General features: G+C 58.7%; 23 protein-coding genes. 12 read left to right on the top strand and 11 right to left on the bottom strand.

Annotated elements, in window-relative coordinates; all coding sequences use genetic code 11:
* Positions 1-53 precede the first annotated feature (53 nt).
* The 3 genes from ACL2XF_RS09685 (at position 54) to cspE (ending at position 2,196) form a co-directional block, all read left to right on the top strand.
* A complete protein-coding gene (locus tag ACL2XF_RS09685) occupies positions 54-1,040 on the top strand; it encodes an MBL fold metallo-hydrolase (protein ID WP_410015298.1) in 987 nt (328 codons plus the stop codon).
* A gap of 788 nt (positions 1,041-1,828) precedes the next feature.
* Complete coding sequence (locus tag ACL2XF_RS09680) at positions 1,829-1,963, top strand: DUF2627 domain-containing protein (RefSeq protein ID WP_132921323.1); 135 nt, start codon at positions 1,829-1,831, stop codon at positions 1,961-1,963.
* Positions 1,964-1,986: 23 nt separating this feature from the next.
* Positions 1,987-2,196 (top strand): transcription antiterminator/RNA stability regulator CspE, encoded by a 210-nt coding sequence (gene cspE / locus ACL2XF_RS09675; RefSeq protein ID WP_005968829.1) that lies wholly within the window; start codon positions 1,987-1,989, stop codon positions 2,194-2,196.
* Between the two features lie 189 nt (positions 2,197-2,385).
* Here the strand turns inward: cspE and ACL2XF_RS09670 are convergent, their stop codons facing one another.
* Positions 2,386-3,117, bottom strand: coding sequence for a polyphenol oxidase family protein (locus tag ACL2XF_RS09670; protein WP_413728504.1), 732 nt, complete (start codon positions 3,115-3,117; stop codon positions 2,386-2,388).
* 221 nt (positions 3,118-3,338) lie between these two features.
* Here ACL2XF_RS09670 and ftsI point away from each other — a divergent pair, with 221 nt between their 5' ends.
* Positions 3,339-5,078, top strand: coding sequence for a peptidoglycan glycosyltransferase FtsI (gene ftsI, locus ACL2XF_RS09665; RefSeq protein WP_413728503.1), 1,740 nt, complete (start codon positions 3,339-3,341; stop codon positions 5,076-5,078).
* Positions 5,079-5,162: 84 nt separating this feature from the next.
* Positions 5,163-5,987, top strand: a complete 825-nt coding sequence (rlmA, locus tag ACL2XF_RS09660) for a 23S rRNA (guanine(745)-N(1))-methyltransferase (protein WP_410015295.1) — start codon at positions 5,163-5,165, stop codon at positions 5,985-5,987.
* A 9-nt stretch (positions 5,988-5,996) separates the two neighbouring features.
* Here rlmA and mntP read toward each other — a convergent pair whose 3' ends face one another.
* The 5 genes from mntP to manX all read right to left on the bottom strand — a co-directional run bounded on the left by mntP (position 5,997) and on the right by manX (position 10,233).
* Positions 5,997-6,578, bottom strand: coding sequence for a manganese efflux pump MntP (gene mntP, locus ACL2XF_RS09655; protein WP_410016559.1), 582 nt, complete (start codon positions 6,576-6,578; stop codon positions 5,997-5,999).
* A 401-nt stretch (positions 6,579-6,979) separates the two neighbouring features.
* Positions 6,980-7,441, bottom strand: coding sequence for a DUF986 family protein (locus ACL2XF_RS09650; protein ID WP_410015294.1), 462 nt, complete (start codon positions 7,439-7,441; stop codon positions 6,980-6,982).
* A gap of 75 nt (positions 7,442-7,516) precedes the next feature.
* Entirely contained in the window at positions 7,517-8,362 is an 846-nt protein-coding gene (locus ACL2XF_RS09645; protein WP_410015293.1) for a PTS mannose transporter subunit IID, read from the bottom strand.
* 12 nt (positions 8,363-8,374) lie between these two features.
* Complete coding sequence (locus ACL2XF_RS09640) at positions 8,375-9,178, bottom strand: PTS mannose/fructose/sorbose transporter subunit IIC (RefSeq protein ID WP_410015292.1); 804 nt, start codon at positions 9,176-9,178, stop codon at positions 8,375-8,377.
* A gap of 89 nt (positions 9,179-9,267) precedes the next feature.
* Positions 9,268-10,233 (bottom strand): PTS mannose transporter subunit IIAB, encoded by a 966-nt coding sequence (manX, locus tag ACL2XF_RS09635; protein ID WP_410015291.1) that lies wholly within the window; start codon positions 10,231-10,233, stop codon positions 9,268-9,270.
* Between the two features lie 640 nt (positions 10,234-10,873).
* On the opposite strand from manX, the gene ACL2XF_RS09630 reads away from it, so the two are divergent.
* Entirely contained in the window at positions 10,874-12,424 is a 1,551-nt protein-coding gene (locus ACL2XF_RS09630; protein ID WP_413722762.1) for a TerC family protein, read from the top strand.
* 607 nt (positions 12,425-13,031) lie between these two features.
* Here ACL2XF_RS09630 and ACL2XF_RS09625 read toward each other — a convergent pair.
* The 3 genes from ACL2XF_RS09625 to pabB form a co-directional block, all read right to left on the bottom strand.
* Positions 13,032-14,396 (bottom strand): L-serine ammonia-lyase, encoded by a 1,365-nt coding sequence (locus ACL2XF_RS09625; RefSeq protein WP_413722763.1) that lies wholly within the window; start codon positions 14,394-14,396, stop codon positions 13,032-13,034.
* Positions 14,397-14,868: 472 nt separating this feature from the next.
* A complete protein-coding gene (locus tag ACL2XF_RS09620) occupies positions 14,869-15,447 on the bottom strand; it encodes a CoA pyrophosphatase (RefSeq protein WP_413728502.1) in 579 nt (192 codons plus the stop codon).
* Positions 15,444-16,811 (bottom strand): aminodeoxychorismate synthase component 1, encoded by a 1,368-nt coding sequence (gene pabB / locus ACL2XF_RS09615; protein WP_413728501.1) that lies wholly within the window; start codon positions 16,809-16,811, stop codon positions 15,444-15,446. Before pabB ends, ACL2XF_RS09620 begins: the two co-directional genes overlap by 4 nt.
* Before the next feature lie 167 nt (positions 16,812-16,978).
* On the opposite strand from pabB, the gene ACL2XF_RS09610 reads away from it, so the two are divergent.
* Positions 16,979-17,251: a YoaH family protein gene (locus ACL2XF_RS09610; RefSeq protein WP_413728500.1), complete on the top strand. Its 273-nt coding sequence runs from the start codon at positions 16,979-16,981 to the stop codon at positions 17,249-17,251.
* A 36-nt stretch (positions 17,252-17,287) separates the two neighbouring features.
* On the opposite strand, the gene ACL2XF_RS09605 is transcribed toward ACL2XF_RS09610, so the two are convergent.
* Positions 17,288-17,632, bottom strand: coding sequence for a RidA family protein (locus tag ACL2XF_RS09605; RefSeq protein ID WP_413728499.1), 345 nt, complete (start codon positions 17,630-17,632; stop codon positions 17,288-17,290).
* 125 nt (positions 17,633-17,757) lie between these two features.
* On the opposite strand from ACL2XF_RS09605, the gene ACL2XF_RS09600 reads away from it, so the two are divergent.
* The 5 genes from ACL2XF_RS09600 to rnd all read left to right on the top strand — a co-directional run bounded on the left by ACL2XF_RS09600 (position 17,758) and on the right by rnd (position 24,148).
* Positions 17,758-19,659, top strand: a complete 1,902-nt coding sequence (locus ACL2XF_RS09600; RefSeq protein WP_410015285.1) for an ATP-dependent DNA helicase — start codon at positions 17,758-17,760, stop codon at positions 19,657-19,659.
* Positions 19,660-19,777: 118 nt separating this feature from the next.
* Positions 19,778-20,479 (top strand): tRNA (adenosine(37)-N6)-threonylcarbamoyltransferase complex dimerization subunit type 1 TsaB, encoded by a 702-nt coding sequence (gene tsaB / locus ACL2XF_RS09595; protein ID WP_410015284.1) that lies wholly within the window; start codon positions 19,778-19,780, stop codon positions 20,477-20,479.
* A gap of 78 nt (positions 20,480-20,557) precedes the next feature.
* Positions 20,558-21,163, top strand: a complete 606-nt coding sequence (locus ACL2XF_RS09590) for a Slp family lipoprotein (RefSeq protein ID WP_413728498.1) — start codon at positions 20,558-20,560, stop codon at positions 21,161-21,163.
* A 127-nt stretch (positions 21,164-21,290) separates the two neighbouring features.
* On the top strand, positions 21,291-22,955 hold the full coding sequence (fadD, locus tag ACL2XF_RS09585; protein ID WP_413723438.1) for a long-chain-fatty-acid--CoA ligase FadD: 1,665 nt from the start codon (positions 21,291-21,293) through the stop codon (positions 22,953-22,955).
* A gap of 38 nt (positions 22,956-22,993) precedes the next feature.
* Positions 22,994-24,148 (top strand): ribonuclease D, encoded by a 1,155-nt coding sequence (gene rnd, locus ACL2XF_RS09580; protein WP_410015282.1) that lies wholly within the window; start codon positions 22,994-22,996, stop codon positions 24,146-24,148.
* Positions 24,149-24,201: 53 nt separating this feature from the next.
* Here rnd and minE read toward each other — a convergent pair whose 3' ends face one another.
* Positions 24,202-24,471 carry a cell division topological specificity factor MinE gene (minE, locus tag ACL2XF_RS09575; protein WP_162365215.1) on the bottom strand — a complete coding sequence of 90 codons (270 nt, stop codon included), beginning with the start codon at positions 24,469-24,471 and terminating at the stop codon, positions 24,202-24,204.

The raw sequence follows: 24,471 nt of genomic DNA, 5'->3' as shown, positions 1-24,471 counted from the left end.
AATCTGCGCATTTTTGCCGTTGGCTTGCATCCAATGGGAGAATCGAGAACACGATGACGAAGAAAAATCCCTGGTATGACGCCGCAAAACCCCACCACACCCCGGAAGGTTTCCGTAATATCGAACCGGGGACCAGAACCCCCGGCGCCTACAGGAAGTGGCAGGACGAGAGAAAAAAACAAGGTCTGCCCAAACCCCCCAGGGACGGCTATCCGGGGTTTATCGCGCGCTGGTGGCAACCTGCCGATTTCAGCGGCAAAGAGGACGCCGTATGGTGGCTGGGACATGCCTGCCTGATGGTGCGCGCGGCGGGCCGCTATTTGCTTATCGATCCGGCCCTGGGCAATCGCGCCTCGCCGCTGCCCTTTATCGGACCCCGCCGGAGAACACCGGCGCCGGTGGACATTGCCGGCTTACCGCCCATTGAGATGATCCTCTATTCTCATAACCATTATGATCATCTCGATAAAGGCACCCTAAAAAAGCTGCTCAAGCGTTTTCCGGCGATACAGGTCATGGCGCCGCTGGGCATGGGCGACTGGTTGCGTAAACGCGGCGTGCGCACGGTGAAACAGTGCGACTGGTGGGACAGCGTCGATAGCCATGGCATCCGCTTGCACAGCGTTCCCGCGCGGCACTGGAGCCAGCGTACCCTGAAAGATCACAATCGCAGCCTGTGGTGCGGCTGGGTAGTGGAAACCAAAGACTGGCGTTTTTATTTTTCCGGCGACAGCGGCTACAGTCCGGGCCTGGCTGAAATCGGCGCGCGGCTCGGACCCTTTAGCGTCGCCGCCTTGCCGATCGGCGCCTATGCACCAGAATGGTTCATGGGCGAGAGCCATATGAGTCCCGCCGGCGCGGTAGACGTCTATCAGCAATTGCACTGTCCGCGGGTAATCCCCATCCACTGGGGAGTATTTGAACTGGCGGACGAAGCGCTGGATGAACCGCCGCTGGAGCTGGAGCAGGCTTTATTAAACGCGGGCATTAAAGACCCGCATTTCCGTCCGCTGAAAATCGGTGGGAAAATAGCGCTGTAACAATGCCCTAGCCGCCGGGATATAATTCCGGCGCTAAACGCCCGGGGAAAATAGCCGCGACCGCCGGGCGGCGGTGGATATCACCGGACGTCCGCGCCCGGGTTAACACCCGTCCCGGATCCACATTATCCTGTTATTTATTTCATTATAATGACGCTAGTCATATAAAATATATTAAAAAAAGTCTGGTTAAACCCTTTTCCTATATTAATAAGTTTCTATTTGCGGCCGAGTTAACCGATTTACCTGTTTGCCGTCATGGCGATAAATTAACCCTGGCGCGCTCGCGGCAATGGCGGGTTAAACGCCGGCGTGATTGCGCGCCGGCGGCGCTGCACAATATTGGGGATCACTGATGGCGCATCGTTTCCGCCATGGTCGCCGCGCCGCAGCCCGGCGGGCATGTTGCGGATCCCGTTTCGGTAAAACCCGCAGTGTAAATTTTATTCCATGGATAGCAGATTAGGGTATAAGCAAATCTGAAAAAATGTGAGCCATGCCTCTTGTTTTCTTTTCTAAGTAAATGAATAGTTATTCTTGAATATTGCATTGGACGTTGACAAGTGTTTGCGCTAAGGTTATCGATAAATGGTACAGAAATCATCGCGGTGGTTAACCTCGTAATCGAATGGGCGAAATTTTCAACTATTGGATGCGCTGATAACCTTCCCAATGCTACTGAACGATTTAATTATGTGCGACATATCCGGCCCTGCTCAAAAATGGCTTGCCATTGATAACAGAGTATGTGATAACGCATTTGGGTAAAACGAGGTACAGTTCTGTATATGAATGGCATTTTCAGTAAAGAAGTTTTGCGTAAAGACGATATCGTTGCATACCGCTTCTCTGCCGATCCTAATCTTAGTGCCTCAAGCAGTAACGACTCCAGTTTGTCTCTGTCTCGCCTCAGGGCGATTTAAACACTCCAAAGGAAATATGCAAGATGGCAAAGATCAAAGGTCAAGTGAAGTGGTTCAACGAGTCTAAAGGTTTTGGTTTTATCACTCCGGCCGATGGTAGCAAAGATGTGTTTGTTCACTTCTCCGCTATTCAGGGTAACGGCTTCAAAACTCTGGCCGAAGGCCAGAACGTAGAATTCGAAATCCAGGATGGTCAGAAAGGCCCTTCAGCAGTTAATGTAACTGCTCTGTAATCCACGCCGCTTCGGCAGCAATTGGCCATTTGGCCGATGGATAACATGTAATTCCCCCTGCCAGTGCCCCACTGGCAGGGTGTTTCATTCTTGCCCGACATCTTCCCCGCACTTCCCTCTGTTCCTGTTTTCCGTACCTGTGCCGCCCCGCGACGCTGGCTGTCGGGTGCCGAAGAATGAATCACGTCTTCAACCGGGCAAAATCACCAATCCCGAATGCTGATTGCGGCCGCTGATGGTCGGATAGGCGGGGTCGATGGCGCGCTTTACGCTGTTGCGACGAAAACTGGTATACGCGAAGCGCGTGCCTGCCTGCGTCATTCCGTCCCCGTTCGCGCACGTGGCGCAAATCGTGCAATGCCCGATATCGTCCACCGCCTGGAATCCCGCCGCCATAAGCTTATACCGGGCGATAGCGGCCAAATCCAGACGCCGGTACGCCGGCGTCACGATAGCGCCGGGTATCGGCAGGCGCGCTAAAAAATCCGCCACCAGGCTCTCGCCGACCTCGTAGCAGCACGGGCGGGCCGACGGACCGATGGCCGCCACCCACTCCGCCGGATTATCGTCCCTGGCCAGCAGCATGGCGGCGAATTGTTCAATGATGCCCGCCAGCAGCCCGCGCCAGCCGGCGTGCAGCGCGCCGATCTTTTTGCCGTCGCGGCGGGCGAACAGCAGCGGCAGGCAATCGGCGGTCAGTACACTCAGCAGTACGCCGGGAGTGGAGGTCACCACGCCGTCCGCCTCGCCGCACTGTTCGCCCGGTCCCATAACCTCGCGGATTTGGATACCATGCACCTGTTTTTTTACCGCCAGGGTATCCTGCCAGGGCAGCAACCTTTCCGGCATCAGATGGGCTTTATCGCCAAAACCATGTTTTACGCCGGCGATGCCGTCAATGAGGAGAGAATAAGCTGTCATAATGTCCTGCGATAATGTCCCGCGCTGAAAACATAGAGTAGCGTAATTTTATCCGTTCCTGGCGCCGGTGTTTGTAACAAAGCAACAATCGGTGGCTGGCGAGAGGGAAATTTGCGCTTTGTTGCAAATTAGCAAGCCTTGTAGCATTGTTTTTGCGCGCATGCTCCGGCGAATAGGTTTTAATGCGTCTGATAATAAAAATAGCCGTATAAGAGAGCAGTGTGAAAACGAAGCCGGGTCAGGGTAAGCAGAATTTTATTCAATGGCGGTTTGGTCTGATGTGTATCGGTATTTCGGCCATACTGGCCGTGTTGCTGATGCGCATCGGCTGGCTGCAGGTGATCAAACCGGACAATCTGGTGGCGCAGCAGAACATGCGCTCGCTGCGCGTGGAGCAGACGCCGATACCCAGGGGGATGATAACCGATCGCAACGGCCAGCCGCTGGCGGTCAGCGTACCCGTTGACGCCATCTGGGCCGACCCGAACGAAGTGGCGCAAAAGGGCGGGGTGACGGCGTCCTCCCGCTGGCAGGCGCTGGCGCAGACGGTTAACCTGCCTTTCAACGAGATGTCCGCCCGGATCAATCACGATCCCCATATGCGCTTTATCTACCTGGCGCGTCAGATCGAACCCAACGTCGCCGATTATATCAAGCAACTAAAGCTGCCCGGCATCTATTGCAAAGAAGAGTCCAGACGCTTTTATCCGGCGGGAGAGACGGCGGCCAATCTGGTGGGTTTTACCAATATCGACGATCAGGGGATCGAGGGTATCGAAAAAAGTTTCAACCGCCTGCTGACCGGCGTGGCCGGACAGCGGGTGGTGCGCAAGGACCGGTTTGGCCGCGTGGTGGAAACCCTTTCCTCCACCGACAGCTCGCCCGCGCATAACGTGGCGCTGAGCATCGACCTGCGGCTGCAGCGTGAAACCGAGGAGGCGTTAAGCAACGCGGTGGCTTTCAATAAGGCGGATTCCGGCGCCTCGGTGCTGGTGGATGTCAATACCGGCGAAATCCTGGCCATGGCCAGCTATCCCACCTTTAATCCCAATAACCGCGCCGGGGCCGGCGAAGACGATTTTCGCAATCGCGCCATCAGCGATATTTTCGAACCGGGATCGACGGTAAAGCCGATGGTGGTGATGACGGCGCTCAAGCAGGGCATCGTCAAGCCAGACACGCTGCTCGATACCCATCCCTATACGCTTGACGGCCATCTGATCCGGGATGTGGCGTTTTATCCGCAGTTAACCCTGACCGGCATCCTGCAAAAATCCAGCGATGTCGGCGTCTCGCGCATGGCGCTGGCAATGCCGGTTACCGCCTTGCTCAATACCTATCGCGCTTTCGGCCTGGGCCAGCCCACCGACCTCGGCCTGACCGGTGAAAGCGCCGGCCTGATGCCGCATCGTATGCGTTGGGGCGAACTGGATCGGGCGACGTTCTCGTTTGGCTATGGCCTGATGGTCACCCCGGTGCAACTGGCGCGGGTCTACGCCACCATCGCCAGCGACGGCGTTTACCGGCCCTTGTCCATTACCCGTATCGACCCGCCGGTGGTCGGCCAGCGCGTCATGGACCCGGCGTTGGTGCATGAGGTGAAACATATGATGGAAAGCGTTGCCCTGCCGGGCGGCGGCGGCGTTAAAGCCGCCGTCAGGGGATACCGGGTGGCGGTGAAGACCGGCACCGCTAAAAAAATCGGCCCCGACGGCCGTTATATTGATAAGTATATCGCCTATACTGCCGGGATCGCGCCGGCCAGCCGCCCGCGTTTCGCGCTGGTGGTGGTGATCAATAATCCCCAGGCGGGTAAGTATTATGGCGGCGCGGTGTCGGCGCCCGTCTTCAGCACCATTATGGCTGAGGTGCTGCGCATCATGAATGCGGAGCCCGACGCCTTGCCGGAAGACAACAATCGCCTGGTGACCGCATCGAGGCCGGGCTCCGGCGCCTCCTGAGGCGCCGGCATGACATTCCCGCTGCCGGCGCGCCGGATTTACGGTAAGATGCGCACCTGATTGCGTTTACGTCCGGAACCGGTTATGCCCTGCTATCAATGCCCCCTTTGCCACCTGCCGCTCACGCGCGCCGATAATTACTGGTCCTGCGCGCAGCGGCACCGCTATGACTGCGCCCGCGAAGGCTATGTCAATCTGCTGCCGGTGCAGTTCAAGCGCAGCAAGGCGCCGGGTGATAACCAGGAGATGATGCAGTCGCGCCGCGCGTTTCTTGATGCCGGTTATTACCAGCCGATGCGCGATCGGGTTATGGCGCTGGTCGACGAACTGCCGTGGGCGCCGGGCGGCGACTGGCTGGATATCGGCTGTGGCGAAGGCTATTATACGCAGGCGCTTGCGGCGACGCTGGCGCAACGTCCGGGAGGCGGGCGGGTGTATGGGCTGGATATCGCTAAAACGGCGGTGCGCCTGGCGGCGAAGCGTTACCCGCAGGCGCGGTTTTGCGTTGCGTCCACCCAGCGCCTGCCGTTTATCGACGGTTCGCTCGGCGGCATATTGCGTATTTACGCGCCCTGCAATCCCGCTGAAATGTATCGCGTCATAAAGCCCGGCGGGCTGGTGGTCACCGTCGCGCCCGGACCCCGGCATCTTTATCAGCTTAAAGCCTGCATCTATCCCCAGGTCATGCTACATCCGTTAAAGGATGAGCATTTCGCCGGCTTCACCGCGCTTGCGACGCACCGCCTGAGCTATGATATGGAGATGACCGGCGAGGCCGCAGCCAGTTTGCTGCAAATGACCCCGTTTGCCTGGCGCGCCACGCCCGAGGTCATGACGCGCTTAGCCGGACTGGGGCGGTTTGCCTGCGAAACCGATTTTATCATCCGCGCCTGGCGGCGGGAGGATTGAGACCTGCCCCTACAGGCCGGGCAGGGCGGCCTGGGCGTAATGGGCATACAGGATATTGCAGCCAATGCCGATCAGGATGGCGCCGCCGATAATTTCCGCTTTTTTGCCGAGCCATGGGCCGATAAAGCGGCCAAGCAGCATGCCCAGGGTGGCCATGATCATGGTGGCCAGGCCGATAATCATCGCGGTATGCAGGATATTGACTTCCAGGAAGGCCAGCCCCACGCCCACCGCCATGGCGTCCAGGCTGGTGGCGAAAGCGGTGGTCGCCAGCACCCTCAGGCTATGCTGGCCCAGGCGCGGCGCGGTCTCTGTTTGACGGCGCCAACCGCCGGCCACCATGCGCATGCCCAGGCAGCCCAGCAGGATAAACGCCACCCAATGATCCCACGCCAGTATATAGCGGCTGGCCATCAGCCCCAGCGACCAGCCGATCAGCGGCGTAACGGTTTCGATGGCGCCGAAAATCAGTCCGGTGCGCAACGCTTCGCGCAGGGGGGGATTATGCAGGGCGGCCCCTTTGCCGATGGAGGCGGCAAAGGCATCCATGGACATGCCGAATGCAAGGATCAGGGTCGCGGACAGGTTCATCATAATAAGGCCTCGGCTGGGAGCCAATATACACGCTTCACCATCATCCCAACCCCACGATGGTTCGTCGTGTCTATAGTCTCGCCGACCGTCCTGGTCGCCCGCACCACGTTTACGCCGGATGAGCGGCGTATAACGAGTATGTTGATACGGGCATTTCCGCCTGCTATGGTGGAAACCGGCTACTCCCTAATGACCGCAAAACCATAACATCGTATTTACCGTATAACAACCACAAAAATAAAATAGCATTTTTGCATACGCTTATTTATCGCATGCCTATAAAAACATCAACCTTGGGGTTATTTAATAGCATACATTGTAAGGTTAAAAATTTCGCCATGGCCCATCGCAGTAAGGCCATCGGCGGTGATAACCTTATATTATAGGTTGTTATTACGTTAATTATTTTCCATGAATTGATTATAAATCCTTTCAAGATCATCAAGATGCTGAACCTGGATCAATAACCTTCTTTTCTCCAAATCTATAGCCAGAAAACCATCTTCGGATAAGTTCATATTTTTAATCCGGTCATAGCGGATAAAAACATTGGCATAATAAAAACCCGCGGTTTTGAAAATGAGTTTTGGCCGGCGGATATAGGCAAGATAGGTCGCCATAAAGGCCAGGATTAATAATAAAGTGGTGGTAAAAACCGTACCTTTATTAGTGATGTTCTGGTACACCAGAATCAGCACCAGGCCGATAAATATCAGTCCATCGATACGGCTTTGGCGCTTAAGCCCGATTTTCAGCCGGGTTTTGCCCTTAAGCATGCCGGCTACGACAAACTCGTCGTAAAGGGCGAACGCCAATGCCAGCGTGATGATAACCAGCAGGACAATATCGGTAACAGACATCCTGACTCCTTGCGAAAAATAAAAAAACCGGGGGATGGCCCCCGGTTGCGCATTACCACGTTTGCATCACTACGATTACAGTCCCAGCAGGCCTATCCAGTAGCCGAAGATACCGATGGCGAAGAAGCCGACGATAATCCACAGCGCATTGACCTTGCGGCGCAGCAGCCACATGCACCCGAAGGTCAGCAGCAGCGGCACCAGGCCCGGCATCAGCTGATTGAGGATGCTTTGCACGGTGGTCACCGTGGTCTGGCCGTCCGGACCGGTGATACGCGACACCACCATGGGAATATTCACATGGGTCCACTTATTCACCAGCGCCCCCATGACAAACAGCCCCAGTATCGAGGCGCCCTCCGTCAGCTTCTGCAGGAAACCGCCGCCCATATCGTTAACGATATCCACGCCTTTTTTGTAGCCGTAGGCCACGCCGTAATAACGGGTTGCCAGACGCACGGCGTTAAACAGGATAAAGAACAGGAGGGGGCCAAGCAGACTGCCGCTCATGGCGATGCCGGCACCCAGCGCGGCGAACACCGGGCGTACGGTACCCCAGAAGATGGGGTCGCCCACGCCCGCCAGCGGTCCCATCAGGCCCACTTTCAGGCCGTTGATGGCCGCATCGTCGATGGGAGCGCCGTTGGCGCGCTGTTCTTCCATTGCCATGGTTACGCCTAATACCGGCGCCGCCACGTACGGATGGGTGTTAAAGAATTCCAGGTGACGTTTAATCGCCTGTTTGCGATCGTCATTGTTCTCGGGATACAGGCGACGGATTACCGGCACCATCGAGAAGCAAAAACCCAGCGCCTGCATACGTTCAAAGTTCCATGATCCCTGGAAAAGGTTCGAGCGAATAAAGACAGCACGCACATCGCCGGGAGTCAGTTTCTTTGGAGCAGTTGTTATATCGACCATTTCGCTCACCTATTAATCAAGTTCATTATCAAGATCGTTAACGCCCCTGGCGCCGCCGCCGTTTCCGCCGTTGGTCTGGTTATATTTCGGACTCAACTGGATATACAGGACAGCCATGACCACGCCAATCACACCCAGGGAAACCAGGTTGAAGTTGGTAAAAGCCGCGGTGACGAAACCAAGATAGAAGAAAGGCATCAGGTAGCCGGCACGCATCATGTTGATGACCATCGCGTAACCTACTACCACGATCATGCCGCCGGCGATGTTCAGGCCGTTGGTCACGACTTCCGGGATGGAACTGAGCATGGCGTGGACGGCGTCGGTACCGACGGAAACACCGACGATCACGGCCGGAATGGCGATACGCATGGCCTGCAACAGCAACGCGCCGACGTGGATCCAGCTCAGGGCGCTGAGGTTGCCGTTTTCCGCGGCTTTGTCAGCGGCATGCTGGAAGGCCACGGTAATGGTACGTACGATAATGGTCAGTACCTGGCCGGCGGCAGCCAGCGGGATAGCCAGCGCGATGCCGGCACCCACGCTTTGATTGCCGGCAATGACCAGGATGGTGGAAATAATGGAGGCCAGCGCGGCATCGGGCGCCACGGCGGCACCGATGTTCATCCAACCCAGGGCAATCATCTCCAGCGTACCGCCGATGATGATACCGGTCTTCATATCACCCAGCACGAGGCCGATTAACGTACATGCCACCAGCGGACGGTGGAACTGAAACTCATCGAGTATTGAACCCATGCCTGCGATACAGGCCACTATAAAAATCAGCACAATCTGAAGCGTGGTGATCTCCATTGTACTTCTCCTCTGACAAACGTAAGAGAGCGGTAAATCTTTTTTTCAGGAAAGTGATACGCTCGTAGGTGTTAGTTTTTCCGGCGAATTTATTTACCGAGTTTATTTATCAAATCCATCATCTTCAGCGGCGAATCCGATGAGACCTTACGCACTTCAAGCTCAATTCCCCGATCGTTTAACTTACGAAACGCGGCGATATCTTTCTCATCAACCGATACGGCATTGTTAACCTGGGTTTTACCCTGGCGAAACGCCATGCCGCCGATATTTACCGTGGTGATTTTGACGCCGCCTTCCACGACGCGCTCAACGTCGGTGGGGTTGGTAAACAACAACATCACGCGATCCTTGGCATAAGCCGGGTTGTTGTAAACGCGGATGGCCTTGTCCACGTCCACCACATGCGCGGTGACGCCTGGAGGAGCGACCTGGGTCAATAACGTTTTGCGCACGGTATCGGCGGCAACTTCATCGCTGACCACGATAATGCGTTTAACGTTGGTTTCCTTGGTCCAGCGGGTGGCGACCTGGCCATGGATCAGACGATCATCGATGCGCGCCAGACCGATGGTCATATGACCGCCGGCATTGGGATGCGGTTTGGCGGCAGGGGTCGGCGCGGCAACCGGCGCGGGGGTGGCCGCCGTCTGCGGTTCGGGCGCTTTGAGGGCCTTGACGCCGGCGCGTCCGGTTTCGACGGCGATGTTCACCAGCGCGGCAAAACCCGGCTTGTCATCACGCGCCATAAAGGTTTCCGCCAACATGGGAATATTAACGCCGGTGACGACTTCGTAATTCTCCTTATCGACCACAATGCGGCTGGCGGCATTGAACGGGCTGCCACCCCAGGTATCAACCAGAAATAACACACCTTCCTGGGTATCAAGTTGCGCAAGGCGCGCGGTATATTTTTCAATCAGTGTTTCAGCATTCTCCCCGGGAACAAAATCTATCCAGGCGACGTTTTCTTGCGCGCCCAATATCATTTCAGCCGTTTTAAGCAACTGCTCGGCTGCTGACCCGTGAGTGCCAATTATGATAGCAATACTCACTGATACCTCCTCTGTTAACTAATTGGGTTAAGCAGTCAGACCGCCTGGCGTGTTTGCTACCAGTGAGCACGGGCGGTTTTAACTTCTTAGCCAGGGTATTTTTATTCGCCACCCTGTTTGATGTCCGCTGTGTGTGTTGAAACGATTCATGTGAAGATGTGAATCAATAGCGGTTAAACGCGATTTATTTTAGTGTGTAAAAAAATAAAAATTGTGACGGCGCTCAGTTATTTGTGCATGAGGAAAACAATGAGCTCACAAATCAGTGTAGAAGACATGCATGACAACTTGCAGACAAAAATAGTTTTATGCGTCCGCAAAGTTACCTGATAGAGTTGAATGTCTTACTTATCGATAAGGAGCGATGGGCCACAGCCCCCCCTATGGACTGTCACCGAAAAAACGTCACCCCTGATGTATGGTTTTCTCCTTTACCCGTCCAGGCTCCGCCGGCATGTTGCGCCAGCCGCGGGTCGCACCGTCCCGCACCGCCGGGAATCCAACCCGTCATCCCTGTGTCCTCTCTGTGGGAAAACGCCGCGCGTTCTACGGTCTTTGCGGACGTGACGCCGCTTGCCCACGCGTGCTGCCGCGGTGTTTTATTGCGCCGTTTTAATGGACTGTCGATCTGGAGCGCCCAATGGAATTCTTAATGGACCCGACGCTGTGGGTGGGTCTGCTGACGTTGATACTGCTGGAAATTGTGCTGGGTATCGATAACCTGGTATTTATCGCTATCCTGGCCGAGAAGGTCGCGCCGAAAAAGCGGGACAAAGCCCGGGTTATCGGCCTGGCGCTGGCGTTGCTGATGCGTTTGGGGCTGCTGTCGTTGATCTCGTGGATGGTTACGCTGACCAGACCGTTGCTGAGCGTGGGCATGTTCAGCTTTTCAGGCCGGGATTTGATTTTGCTGCTGGGCGGATTGTTTTTACTGTTCAAAGCCACCACTGAGCTGCATGAACGGCTGGAGAACCAGGATGTGCAGCATGACGCCAACCGCGGTTACGCCAGTTTCTGGGCGGTGGTGGTGCAAATTGTTATCCTGGACGCGGTATTTTCCCTGGATGCGGTGATCACCGCGGTCGGTATGGTCAACAACCTGCCGGTGATGATGACCGCCGTGGTTATCGCCATGGGTATTATGCTGCTGGCGTCCAAGGCCTTGACCCGTTTTGTAAATGCCCATCCCACCGTCGTGGTGCTGTGCCTGAGTTTTTTGCTGATGATAGGCCTGAGCCTGATAGCCGAGGGCTTTGGCTTCCACATCCCCAAAGGTTATTTGTACGCGGCCATCGGTTTCTCGGTGCTTATTGAGCTGTTTAATCAGATAGCCCGGCGCAATTTTGTTAAAAACCAGGCGCGCGGGCCGATTCGCCAGCGCACCGCCGAAGCCATTTTACGTTTGATGGGCGGGCCCAGGCTGCGCGAGGAGGGGGCGCAGGAGATGCCAAACGAACCTAAGGCGGAGTTTGCCGACGAGGAGCGTTATATGATTACCGGCGTGCTGTCCCTGGCGTCGCGTTCGTTGCGCAGCGTGATGACGCCGCGCAACGAAATCTCCTGGGTGGATTGCCGGCGTCCGGTGGAGGAGCTGCGCGCTACGCTTTTGGCCACGCCGCACAGTATGTTTCCCGTGTGCGACGGCGAGCTGGACCAGTTGATCGGCGTGGTCCGCGCCAAGGACCTGATGGTGGCGTTGGATAAAGGCGAAGATGTGCAGGAGTATGCCGCGCAGAATCCGGCCATCGTGGTGCCGGAAACCCTGGATGTGCTGAACCTGCTGGGGGTATTGCGCCGGGCGCGGGGTAGCCTGGTGGTGGTGTCGAATGAATTTGGCGTGATCCAGGGGCTGGTAACGCCGCTGGATGTGCTGGAAGCCATTGCCGGCGAGTTTCCGGATGAGGACGAAACGCCGGATATTGTGGCGCAGGAGGACGCCTGGCTGGTAAAGGGTGGTACTGATTTGCACGCTTTGGGTCAGGCGTTGGACGATAATGAACTCACCCGCGGTCACGAGAATGTCGCTTCACTGGCGGGATTGCTGCTGGCCGAGCGGGATCAGCTGCCGGTGGTGGGTGAGGTTATCGAGCTGGGCCAGTGGCGGTTTACGATTTTGCAGATGCTGGAATACCGTATCGAGCTGGTGCGTATCGAACGGATAGCGCCGCCGGTGGAGGAAGAGGAACAGTAAACACGTGACCCGCTCTCCCTTTAACAGGTTTTATGCGGCATCGGCGTTGGCGGGCCTAGCATGCCATGGGGCCTCGGTCGGGCGGGAAAACCACGCCCGATTCGACCCCATTGGCACGCTCTCCCTTTAACACGTCTGCCTTGAATCCGGTGTTGGCGGGCCTGGCATGCCATGGGGCCTCGGTCGGGCGGGAAAACCACGCCCGATTCGACCCCATTGGCACGCTCTCCCTTGAACACGTCTGCCTTGAGTCCGGCGTTGGCGGGCCTGGCATGCCATGGGGCCTCGGTCGGGCGGGAAAACCACGCCCGATTCGACCCCATCGGCACGCTCTCCCTTGAACACGTCTGCCTTGAGTCCGGCGTTGGCGGGCCTGGCATGCCATGGGGCCTCGGTCGGGCGGGAAAACCACGCCCGATTCAACCCCATCGGCACGCTCTCCCTTGAACACGTCTGCCTTGAGTCCGGCGTTGGCGGGCCTACATGCTATGGGGTGCTCGGTCGGGCGAAAAGACCATGCCCGATTCGACCTCATTGGCACGTTTTTCCTTGAACACGTCTGCTTTACGTTCCGCGTTAGCGGGCCAGCAGGGTGTGGGTGATGCGATCAATCGCACTGGACCTTGATGGCCAGGCCGCCGCGCGAGGTTTCGCGGTATTTGGCGTTCATGTCCTTGCCGGTTTCGTACATGGTTTCAATCACCTTATCCAGCGACACCCGCGGCGCGCTGGTGCGCCGCAGCGCCATGCGCGAGGCGTTGATGGCCTTGACAGAGGCGATGGCGTTGCGTTCGATGCAGGGGACCTGTACCTGGCCGGCCACCGGATCGCAGGTCAGTCCCAGATTATGTTCCATGCCGATTTCCGCCGCCACGCAGACCTGCTCGGGACTGCCGCCCATCAATTCCGTCAGTCCCGCCGCCGCCATGGAGCAGGCGACGCCCACTTCACCTTGGCAGCCGACCTCGGCGCCGGAAATGGAGGCGTTCAGCTTATAAAGAATGCCGATGGCGCCGCAGGCCAGGAAATAACGCAGGTAGACCTCGGGCGTGACCGGATCGATAAAATGATCGTAATAAGCCAGCACCGCCGGCACGATGCCGCAGGCGCCGTTGGTTGGCGCGGTGACCACCCTTCCGCCGGCGGCGTTTTCTTCATTGACCGCCAGCGCGAACATATTCACCCAGTCAATCGCCACCATCGGATCGCTGGAGAGCTTATCCGTGGAGACCAGCATGCGCCTGAGCGCCGATGCGCGCCTGGGCACCCGCAGCGGGCCGGGCAATACGCCTTCGGTATTTAGCCCGCGATCGATGCAGGCGCGCATGGTCTGCCAAATATCGGCGAAGTAATTGCCGATATCGGCGCGGCTATGCAGCGCCAGTTCATTAAGCATCACCAGCCCCGACAGCGACAGACCGGTCTGTTTGCACTGGTCGAGCAGCTGCTGGGCGCTGGCGAAAGGGTGGGGCACGGCGATCTGGTCGATAACCGGCTGGCCGAAATGCGCCTCATCAACGATAAAACCGCCGCCGACGGAATAATACGTCTGGCTGTAGATGACCTGTTCGCCAGCGAAGGCGTGAATGCGCATGGCGTTTTCATGCAATGACAGGTAGGAACCGTGGAATACCATGCCGCCTTCGCGGGGAAAATCCACTTCGTGCGGCCCGCCGGCCAGCATCAGGCGCTGGCGTTGCTCAACGTCGCGGATAAAGGCCGGCGCGGCGTCGATATCCACCGTATCGGGACGGTTGCCCGCCAAGCCCAGGATAATGGCGATGTCGGTATGGTGTCCCTTGCCCGTCAGCGATAACGAACCGTAAACATCCACGGCGATGCGCGTGACATCATTGAGCAGCCGTTTATCGACGAGATCGTCCACGAACTGTTTACCGGCTTTCATTGGACCCACGGTATGGGAACTGGACGGGCCGATGCCGATTTTAAACATATCGAAAACGCTTATCACGTTGACTCTCCTCAGAACTGATAAAATACGCATACCCGTGGGTAATGCAGTTAATTGTAATGACTCATGCCGGGTTAGGCTTGCGCTTTCGCATGATAAAAACTAATCCAAAAAAGCGCTTCCTTTGCGTTTGACGACCGATACGAAGCGGTCCTCTACCCCGGGGCGGCCTGGCGTCATGCTGGTTATGGCTAATCTGAAAGCAAGCCGTTGCCCGTGGATCATCTCCTTTCACGTGCGTGCCGGAGACGGTTTTTTGTCGTCAGAAATAATGAGATATACAACCTATATAAATGACTATGTTTAATTATTAATATGGAGTTATATTTCGCAAATATGGCAAAGATAGGAGATTGTAACGGTTTTCATCGCGTTGGGAAGTCTTTTATTGCCGGGACGCGATGACCATCACGGCGCGGGTTGGTAGGGATAGCGGCGGCCCAACCGGCGGCCGGGAATGAAGGGACGTGCGTTAAAGATGGATGTGTTGGCCCAGCCGATACAAAATCTGCGCGGTCATGCCCCAGACCATATGGCTTTGATACCAGGAAAAATAAACCTGCAGGTTTTTGGCGCGGCGCTGTATTTGCAGGGGAGTATAGCTGGCCAGGGATAACGCCTGGTGCAGGGGCATTTCAAACATGTCCGCCACCTCGTCGCGGCTGGCCCGGAAACGGGTGCCGGCCGCCAGCAGGCCGACGATGGGCGTGACCTGGAAACCGCTGCTGCTGTCCACCGGCGGCAGTTGCCCCAGGACCCTGACCGACGAGGCCGGGATGGCCACTTCTTCGTGGGCCTCGCGCAGCGCGGTGGCGATTAAGGACGCGTCTTCCTTATCCGCCGCCCCGCCGGGGAAGGCCACCTGGCCGGCATGCTTGCGCAGTGTCGCCGATCGGCGCGTCAACAGCACCGTCGGCTGGTGATGGCAGATGATGGGTATCAATACCGCCGCCCGGCGCTGGTTGCGCGCCGGCTCGCTGGGTTGCGGCAACTGCAGTTGGAAACGGGTGATGAAATCCGTAAGCGTCAGGGTGTTGTCAGTGCTGTTCATGGGCGATTTAGCTCCAGCAGCAGCGGCAGTATCTTGGCGACCTTGTCCAGGGTTTCCTGGTATTCCGCTTCCTCGCAACTGTCGGCGACGATGCCGCCGCCCGCCCAGCAATAGATGCGCCCTTGTTCCGTGAGCAGCGTGCGGATGGCGATATTGGTGTCCAGGGTGGCGCAGCGGCTCAGGTAGCCGATGCTGCCGCACCAGGCATTACGGCGCTGCGGTTCGAGCTGGTCGATTAACGTCATGGCCTTGATTTTGGGGGCGCCGGTGATGGACCCGCCGGGAAAACAGGCGCGCACCAGATCGCACGGCGTGCGATGGGGGGGCAGCCGCGCGGTAATGGTGCTGACCATATGATGGACTGCCGGAAAGGCCTCGATTTTAAACAGCTCCGGCACCCGGACGCTGCCGGGGACGGCGACCCGTCCGATATCGTTGCGCAGCAAATCCACGATCATCAGGTTTTCCGCCCGGTCTTTTGGCGATGCCGCCAGTTTTTGCCCTTGCAGCCGATCTTGCTCCGCATCCGCCAGGCGCGGCAGCGTGCCCTTGATGGGCCGCGTTTGGATCTGTCCCGCGTTTACCCGCAGGAACCGCTCCGGCGACAGGCTCAGCACCGCCTGGCCGGGCAGGCGCAAAAAAGCGGAAAACGGCGCGGCGTTATGCTCCAGCAGATGACGGAACGCCTGCCATTCATCGCCCGCGAACGCCGCGCTGAAGCGTTGTGCCAGACAGACCTGGTAACAATCACCCGCCAAAAGATGTTCCTGGATGCGGCGGAATTTTTCGCCATACTCGCCCCGGGTCATATTGGCCTGCCAGCCGCTGTTTAAACGAAAGGGCCGGTCGGGTTCGGGTGCCGGCGGCGCCAGCAAATCCCGCTTCAGCGCCGCCGGATCGCGGTAGCTCACCAGGGTCAGGCGGCCAAGGCGATGGTCGGCAATCACCGCCCAGTCATACAGGCCGACGGCCATATCCGGCAGCGTTAAATCCTGTTGGGCATGGGCAGGCAGAGTTTCAATGCGCCGGCCGAGATCGTAGCCGAACAGGCCCAGCGCGCCGCCCAGGAAAGGGAGATCGTCCCGGGCTTCCGGACGAATCCCCATACTGTCCACCTGCTGTTGCACCAGCATAAACGGGTCGCCGCCGCTCATATGCGATTGACCGTCGCGGGAAATCACCGTAACGGCGCCGCGGGTGGTCAGCGTCGCCACTGGGTCGGCGACCATGATATCGAAGCGGCTGTCCGGATGGTCGGCATGGCCCGAGTGCAGCAGCATCGACCAGGGCCGGGCGGCGCGGGGGGCGAACAGGGCGGTAATGGCGTCGCGGTGATAGGGTAAGGCAGTCAGCTGTGGCAACATATCGACACTATGATCCAGGTAATCCAGTCCAGTCTGCCGGCAATAAGCGCCTGGCAGGTGCGAACAGCATGATATCGGCTTCATGGCTGAACATAAAGCGCATTGATTGGCATCGCGGGCGGCGGCGTGAGATAATAACGCATCGACCCGCCCTCTGGAGAACACGCATGCTGACCGATATGCCAGCGTTAAATCACGAACAGCAGCAGCAGGCCGTTGAGCGCATCCAGGCCCTGATGGCCGACGGCATGAGCAGCGGCGAGGCCATCCGGCTGGTATCCAATGAAATCCGCGCCACCCATACAGGTGAACGGGTATCAATTCGCTGGGATGACGACGAAAACGACGATCGTTCCTATGCCGAGCGCAACGCCGATGAACGCGACGCCCGCAACGCCGCCCTGGAACAGGACGACGACGACGAGGACGGGGCGCTGTAAACGTCCCCGCCGGCCGCACGGGTACCGGCGCGCCGGTCAGATCGCCGCGATGACCTTGATTTCCACTTTGTAGCGCGGGTTCATCAGCCGCGCCTCGACGGTACAGCGCACCGGCGCGCTCCCCGGCACCACCCAGGCGTTCCAGGCGGCGTTCATGGCGGCGAAATCATTGCCGTCGGCCAGGAACACGGTCACATCCAGCAGCCGCGTTTTATTGGAACCCACCCGCTTTAGCAGCCGGTCGATAATCGCCAGCGCCTCGGCGGTTTGCGCGGTGGCGTCGCCATCCAGGTTTTCCGGCACGCTGGTGTAATATACCGTCTGGTTGTGGACAACCGCTTCGGACATGCGCGCGCCGGGATCGATTCGTTCAATGGTCATATTGTTCGCCTTAAAGCCATCATGTAAACCGCCAGCATAACATAGTGTCGTTTTAAGCAAAGAAGGTGGTGGACAACCGCCGGCCTTGGCATAATCCGACAGCAACCGAATGACAGAGAGACAGCGTGACAGATGATTTTGCGCCGCAGGGCGCGTTGGCCAAGGCCATCACCGGATTTAAACCGCGCGAGTCGCAACGCCTGATGGCCGAGGCGATAGCGCAGGCCATCGACACAAAACAGCCGCTGGTGGTGGAGGCCGGCACCGGGACCGGCAAGACGTATGCGTATTTGGTGCCGGCGCTGCGTTCAAAACGCAAGGTTATCATCTCCACCGGCTCCAAGGCGCTGCAGGATCAGCTGTATGCCCGCGACCTGCCCAAAGTGGCGGCGGCGCTGGCGTACCAGGGTCAGGTCGCCCTGCTGAAGGGACGCTCCAACTATTTGTGCCTTGAGCGCATGGAGCAGCAGCTCGCCGGCGGGGTCGGCATGGCGCCGGAAACCCTGGCGGAGCTGGCGGGCGTACGCAACTGGTCGTCGCAGACGGTGGATGGCGACGTGGCCAACTGCGGCGGCATCGCCGAAGACAGCCCGGTATGGCCGCTGGTCACCAGCACCAACGACAACTGCCTGGGCGGCGATTGCCCGCTCTACAAAGAGTGTTTTGTGGTCAAGGCGCGCCGTAAAGCCATGGAGGCCGACGTGATCGTGGTAAACCATCACCTGTTCCTGGCGGATATGGTGGTTAAGGAAGGCGGTTTCGGCGAGCTTATCCCCACCGGCGAGGTGATGATTTTCGACGAAGCGCACCAGATGCCGGATATCGCCAGCCAGTATTTCGGCCAGCAGCTCACCAGCCGTCAACTCATGGATCTGGCGCGCGACATGACGCTTGCCTACCGCACCGACGTGCGCGATATGGCCCAATTGCAAAAGAGCGCCGATCAGCTTACCTTCCGCACCCAGGATTTCCGGCTGGCGCTGGGCGAACCGGGTTTTCGCGGCAACCTGCGCGACGTGCTGACCCAGCCTTCGCTGCAGCGCGCGCTGCTGTTGCTTGATGACGCACTGGAATTATGCCACGACGTGGCGAAGCTGGCGCTGGGACGGTCGGCGCTGCTTGATGCCGCTTTTGAACGCGCCAGCCTGTACCGCGCGCGGCTCAAGCGTCTGAAGAATACCCAGGAACCGGGTTTCAGCTATTGGTATGAATGCAATGCCCGGCACTTTGTGCTGGCGTTGACGCCGTTATCGGTTTCGACCCGCTTTCGTGAGGTGATGAGCGAAAAAGAGGGCACCTGGATCTTTACCTCCGCCACCCTGTCGGTCAACGATCGCCTGGAGCATTTTACCCGGCGGATCGGCCTGGAAGACGCAAAAACCTTGCTGCTGCCCAGCCCGTTTGATTACGCGACCCAGGCGCTGCTGTGCGTGCCGCGCTTCCTGCCGGAGCCGAACCAGCGCGGGGCGGCGGTGCAGCTGGCGCGGATGCTGGCGCCGGTGATTATCGCCAATCGGGGGCGTTGCTTTTTCCTGTGCACCTCTCACCAGATGATGCGGGATCTGGCGGCGGAGTTTCGCGCCACGCTGACCCTGCCGGTGCTATTGCAGGGCGAGACCGGCAAACGCCAGCTGCTGCAGCAGTTTGTTACCGCTGGCAACGCGCTGCTGGTGGCGACCAACAGTTTTTGGGAAGGGGTGGACGTGCGCGGCGATACGCTGTCTTGCGTGATTATCGACAAGTTGCCCTTTACCGCCCCGGATGACCCGTTGCTTAAGGCGCGCACCGAGGATTGCCAGCTGCGCGGCGGCGATCCCTTTGCCGAGGTGCAGATCCCCGAGGCGGTCATCGCCCTAAAGCAGGGGGTGGGCAGGCTTATCCGCGACAGCGACGACCGGGGCGTGCTGATCATCTGCGATCAGCGGCTGGTGACCCGGCCCTATGGCCAGATTTTCCTCAACAGCCTGCCGCCGGCGCCGCGCACCCGCTCGCTGCAGCGCGCCATCGACTTTTTGCAACACCGCTGACCGGTGGCGTATATTGCCCCTCGCCCCCGCAGGCATCCCGTATCCCTTTGCCCCAGCGGGTATGCTACAATACCCGCCCGGTCCGGCACCACTCTTTTACACCCGCCTGAGGTTTGGCATGTCTACGCGAATTTTAGCTCTCGATACCGCAACTGAAGCCTGTTCCGCGGCGCTTTGGATCAACGGTGAAATCAGCGAACGTTTTGAAATTTCCCCCCGCGAGCACACCCGGCGCATTCTGCCGATGGTCGACAGCCTGCTGGCCGAGGCCGGCATCGAGCTGGCGCAGCTTGATGCCCTGGCTTATGGGCGCGGCCCCGGCAGCTTTACCGGCGTGCGCATCGGCATCGGCATCGCTCAGGGCCTGGCGCTTGGCGCCGGGCTGCCGATGATCGGCGTGTCGACCCTGGCGGCGCTGGCGCAGGGCGCCTGGCGCCGGTGCGGCATCAGCCGCGTGCTGTGCGCCATCGATGCCCGCATGGGCGAGGTCTACTGGGCGCAGTACCAGCGCGGCGACAGCGGCGCATGGTTGGGCGAAGCGGGCGAAAAAGTGGTTAAACCCGATCAGCTGGCGCCGCAAGCCGCCGAACTGGCCGGCCAGTGGGCAACGGCCGGCACCGGCTGGCAAACCTATCCCGGACTTATCGCGCCGCCGGCCGTGCAGCTCGTGGACGGCCAGACCCTGCTGCCGTCGGCCGTGGATATGTTGCCGCTGGCGGTGCTACGCTTAAGCCAGGGCGAGGCCTTGGCGGTGGAATTGCAGGCGCCGACCTATCTGCGCAATGAAGTGACGTGGAAAAAGCTGCCGGGACGCGAATAAAGAGCAACTTATGCCGCCGCCACGGGTCAAAGTAATAACCCATGTATACCGTTAAAGGTATGAGGAATCTAGCGCAAGATGTTTAAGCAAACTACTGTCCGCAGCGCGCAGCGCCGTCGTTTTACCTGGCCGGCCCTGGCCGTGGTCATGATGCTGTCCGGCTGCGCCACGGTGCCGGACGCCGTGCGCGGCACCTCGCCCACCCCCCAGCAGGATCTGGTGCGCGTGCTTAACGCGCCGTCCCTGTATGTCGGTCAGGAAGCCCGTTTCGGCGGCAAAGTGGTTAAAGTCACCAATCTCAACGGACGCACCCGGCTGGAAATAGCCTCTGTGCCGCTGGATGATTCGGCGCGGCCCAGGCTGCACCAAGTCTCTACCGGCAGGGTGGTGGCCTATATCAACGGCTTCCTGGAACCGATGGACTTTAATCACCAGTGGGTCACCGTGGTCGGCCCAATCACCGGCACGGAAAAGGGCGCCGTCGACAAGGCGGAGTATACCTTTGTAGTGGTGCGCGCGGACGGATATAAACGCTGGCAGCTGACGCAACAGGTGGTGGCGCCGATGGGGCCGCCGATGTCCCCCTGGGGCTGGGGCGGCCGCTACGGCCGCGGCTGGGGGCCGGAGTGGGGCGTCGGCTACGGTTACGGCAATGCCCAGGTTGAAACCGTACTGACCGAATAGTGACGAAACGCTCAATCCTGATATCGATTTCCACCCGATTGCCCAGTTCCATTACCATTACAGATAAGAATCCAGGCAATATGGGGCGGCGATGAGCACATCGGCTATTGATAATACAGGGCAGGGCATGGCGCGGATATGGACCGGGCGTTACCCTGCCGATGTCCCGACGGATATCGATCCCGATCATTACCGATCTATCGCCGTTCTGTTCGCCAACGCGGCGCGCCGTTTTGCCGATTTGCCGGCATTTATCAACCTGGGGGAGACCCTGACATTTCGCCAGCTCGACGCGCTCAGCCTGGCGTTTGCCGCTTACCTGCAGCGGGTCATTGGCCTGCAGCCAGGGGATCGCGTAGCCCTGATGATGCCCAACCTCCTGCAATACCCGGTGGCGCTGTTCGGCGTCCTGCGCGCCGGCATGGTGGTGGTGAACGTCAATCCGCTTTACACCCCGGACGAACTGCGTCACCAGCTTAACGATAGCGGCGCGGCGGCCATCGTTATCGTGGACAATTTCGCCCATACCCTGGAGAAGGTGCTGGCGGAGGTTGCCATTCGCCATGTGATACTCACGCGCCTGGGCGATCATTTCCCGCTGCTGAAGCGCACGCTGGTCAACGCGGCGGTAAAACACCTTAAGCGCAAAGTGCCGCCATACCGCCTGCCGCAGGCGGTTTCCTATCGCCGCGCCCTGGCGCAGGGGCATCGGCTGGAGTTCAGCCCGCCCATTATCAACGGCGACTCGCTGGCCTTCCTGCAATACACCGGCGGCACCACCGGCGCGTCGAAAGGCGCCATGCTCACCCACCGCAATATCCTCGCCAACCTCGAGCAGGCGAAAGCCGCCTACGGGCCTATTTTGACCCTGGGGCGCGAAATGATGGTCACCGCCCTGCCGCTGTACCATATCTTCGCCCTGATGATAAATTGCCTGCTGTTTGTGGAAATGGGCGGCTGTAACCTGCTGATTACCGACCCGCGCGATATCGCCTCCCTGGTCGACGCCATGCGGCGTCACCATTTTACGGCGATTTCCGGGGTGAATACGTTGTTCAACGCCCTGTTGCATAACGCGGCGTTCCGTCGCCTGGATTTTGCCTCGCTGCATTTGTCGGTGGGCGGGGGGATGGCGCTGCAGCAACCGGTGGCGGATGACTGGCATGCGCTGACCGGTAAGCACCTGCTGGAGGGGTATGGCTTGACCGAATGCTCGCCGCTGGTGACCGGCAATCCCTATGATTTGAACCGTTTCAGCGGCAGCATCGGCCTGCCGGTGCCCTCCACCGATATCCGCCTGGTGGATGGGGCCGGCAATAACGTGCCGCCCGGCGCGCCCGGGGAGCTGCTGATCAAGGGACCGCAGGTCATGGCGGGCTATTGGCGCCAGCCGCAAGCCACCGCCGAGACGCTGAAAGACGGCTGGCTTTCTACCGGCGATATCGTTACAGTGGATCAACAAGGCTTCGTGCGCATCGTGGATCGCAAGAAGGATATGATCCTGGTGTCCGGCTTCAATGTCTACCCCAATGAAATAGAGGATGCGGTGGTCCGGCATCCGAAAGTGCTTGAGGCGGCGGCGATAGGCGTGCCCAGCGATGACACCGGCGAAGCGGTAAAAATTTTCGTGGTGAAAAAAGAGCCTTCCCTGACCCGCGAGGAACTCATTGCCCACTGCCGTTTGTACCTGACCGGCTATAAGGTGCCAAAACTGGTGGAATTCCGCGCTGAGTTACCCAAATCCAATGTAGGCAAAATTCTGCGCAAGCAATTACGCGTCGAGCACGGATAAACGCTTTTTGCCGCCATGACTGACAGTAAGAGAACTCTGTGTCCAATTACCAATTAATTACCCGCGATGAAGATTTACAAAGGATATGCGCGCTTGCCCGCCAGCACGATCGGGTGGCGCTGGATACCGAATTTGTCCGCACCCGCACCTACTATCCGCAGTTGGGTTTAATCCAGCTATTTGATGGTGACACGTTATCGCTCATCGACCCCCTGGCTATTTCGCAATGGCAACCGTTCCGGGAACTGCTGGCCGACCGGGGGGTGGTGAAAATTCTGCATGCCTGCAGCGAGGACCTGGAAGTTTTCCTGCATTCCTTTGATCAGATGCCGGTGCCCATGCTTGATACCCAGGTGCTGGCCGCGTTCAACGGCCGCCCGCTGTCCTGCGGCTTTGCCGCGCTGGTGGCGGATTACCAGCAGGTGGTGCTGGATAAAAGCGAATCCCGCACCGACTGGCTGGCGCGGCCGCTAAGCGCCAGGCAATGCGATTACGCCGCGGCCGACGTGTTCTGGCTATTGCCGATGGCCGATCAGCTGATCCGGGAAACCGAAGCGGCGGGCTGGACCGACGCGGCCAGGCAGGAGTGCGACGCCTTATGCCAGCGGCGCCAGGAAATCGTCGATCCGGAACTGGCTTATCGCGATATCGGCAATGCCTGGCAGTTGCGCACCCGGCAACTGGCGTGCCTGCAAAAATTGGCCTCCTGGCGCCTGCGCAAAGCGCGCGAGCGGGATATGGCGGTGAACTTCGTCGTACGGGAAGAAAATTTATGGCAGGTGGCGCGTTATATGCCGGGATCGCTGGGCGAACTGGACAAACTGGGGTTAAGCGGGCCGGAAATCCGTTATCACGGCAAAATGCTCCTCGCCCTGGTGGAGGAGGCGGCGGCCATGACGGAAGATCAGCTGCCGGAGCCGGTGGTTAATCTCATCGATAAACCCGGCTATCGCGCGCTGTTTAAAACCATTAAGGAACATATCGCCATTGCCAGCGCGGAATCCGGATTAAGCGTGGAACTGCTGGCGTCGCGCAGGCAAATCAATCAATTACTCACCTGGCATTGGCGGCTGACCCCGGGGCAGCGCACGCCGGAATTGCTCAGCGGCTGGCGGGAAACGCTGTTTGGCGCGCGGTTACGCGCAATACTCGACGGTGAGGCGGCAACCACCGACCTGCCCGCGGCATTATAAATCCCCAGGCGCTCTTTTCCCCCTGCACCGGCAGGGGGATTATTGGCTGGTGATCATTTCGGCGTTTCTTCCGCTTCCGGCAGCGTTACGTTCAGCTCGAGGATGGAAATATCGCCTTCCCGCTGCTCAAGCTGCACGGAGACCATTTCCGGATCGATCTGCACATATCGGCAAATGACCTCGAGAATATCGCGTTTCAACTGCGGCAAATAATGAGGCTCGCTATCGCCCCGCCGGCGTTCCGCAACGATAATCTGCAGCCGTTCCTTGGCTATATTGGCTGTCGTTTTTTTACGGGAGAGAAAAAAATCGAGTAATGCCAT

This window comes from Sodalis sp. RH19, assembly GCF_047324215.1.
GTDB lineage: Bacteria > Pseudomonadota > Gammaproteobacteria > Enterobacterales > Enterobacteriaceae > Acerihabitans.
The sequence above is the reverse complement of the archived record's forward strand: the minus strand, read 5'-3'. Positions and strand labels throughout refer to the sequence as shown.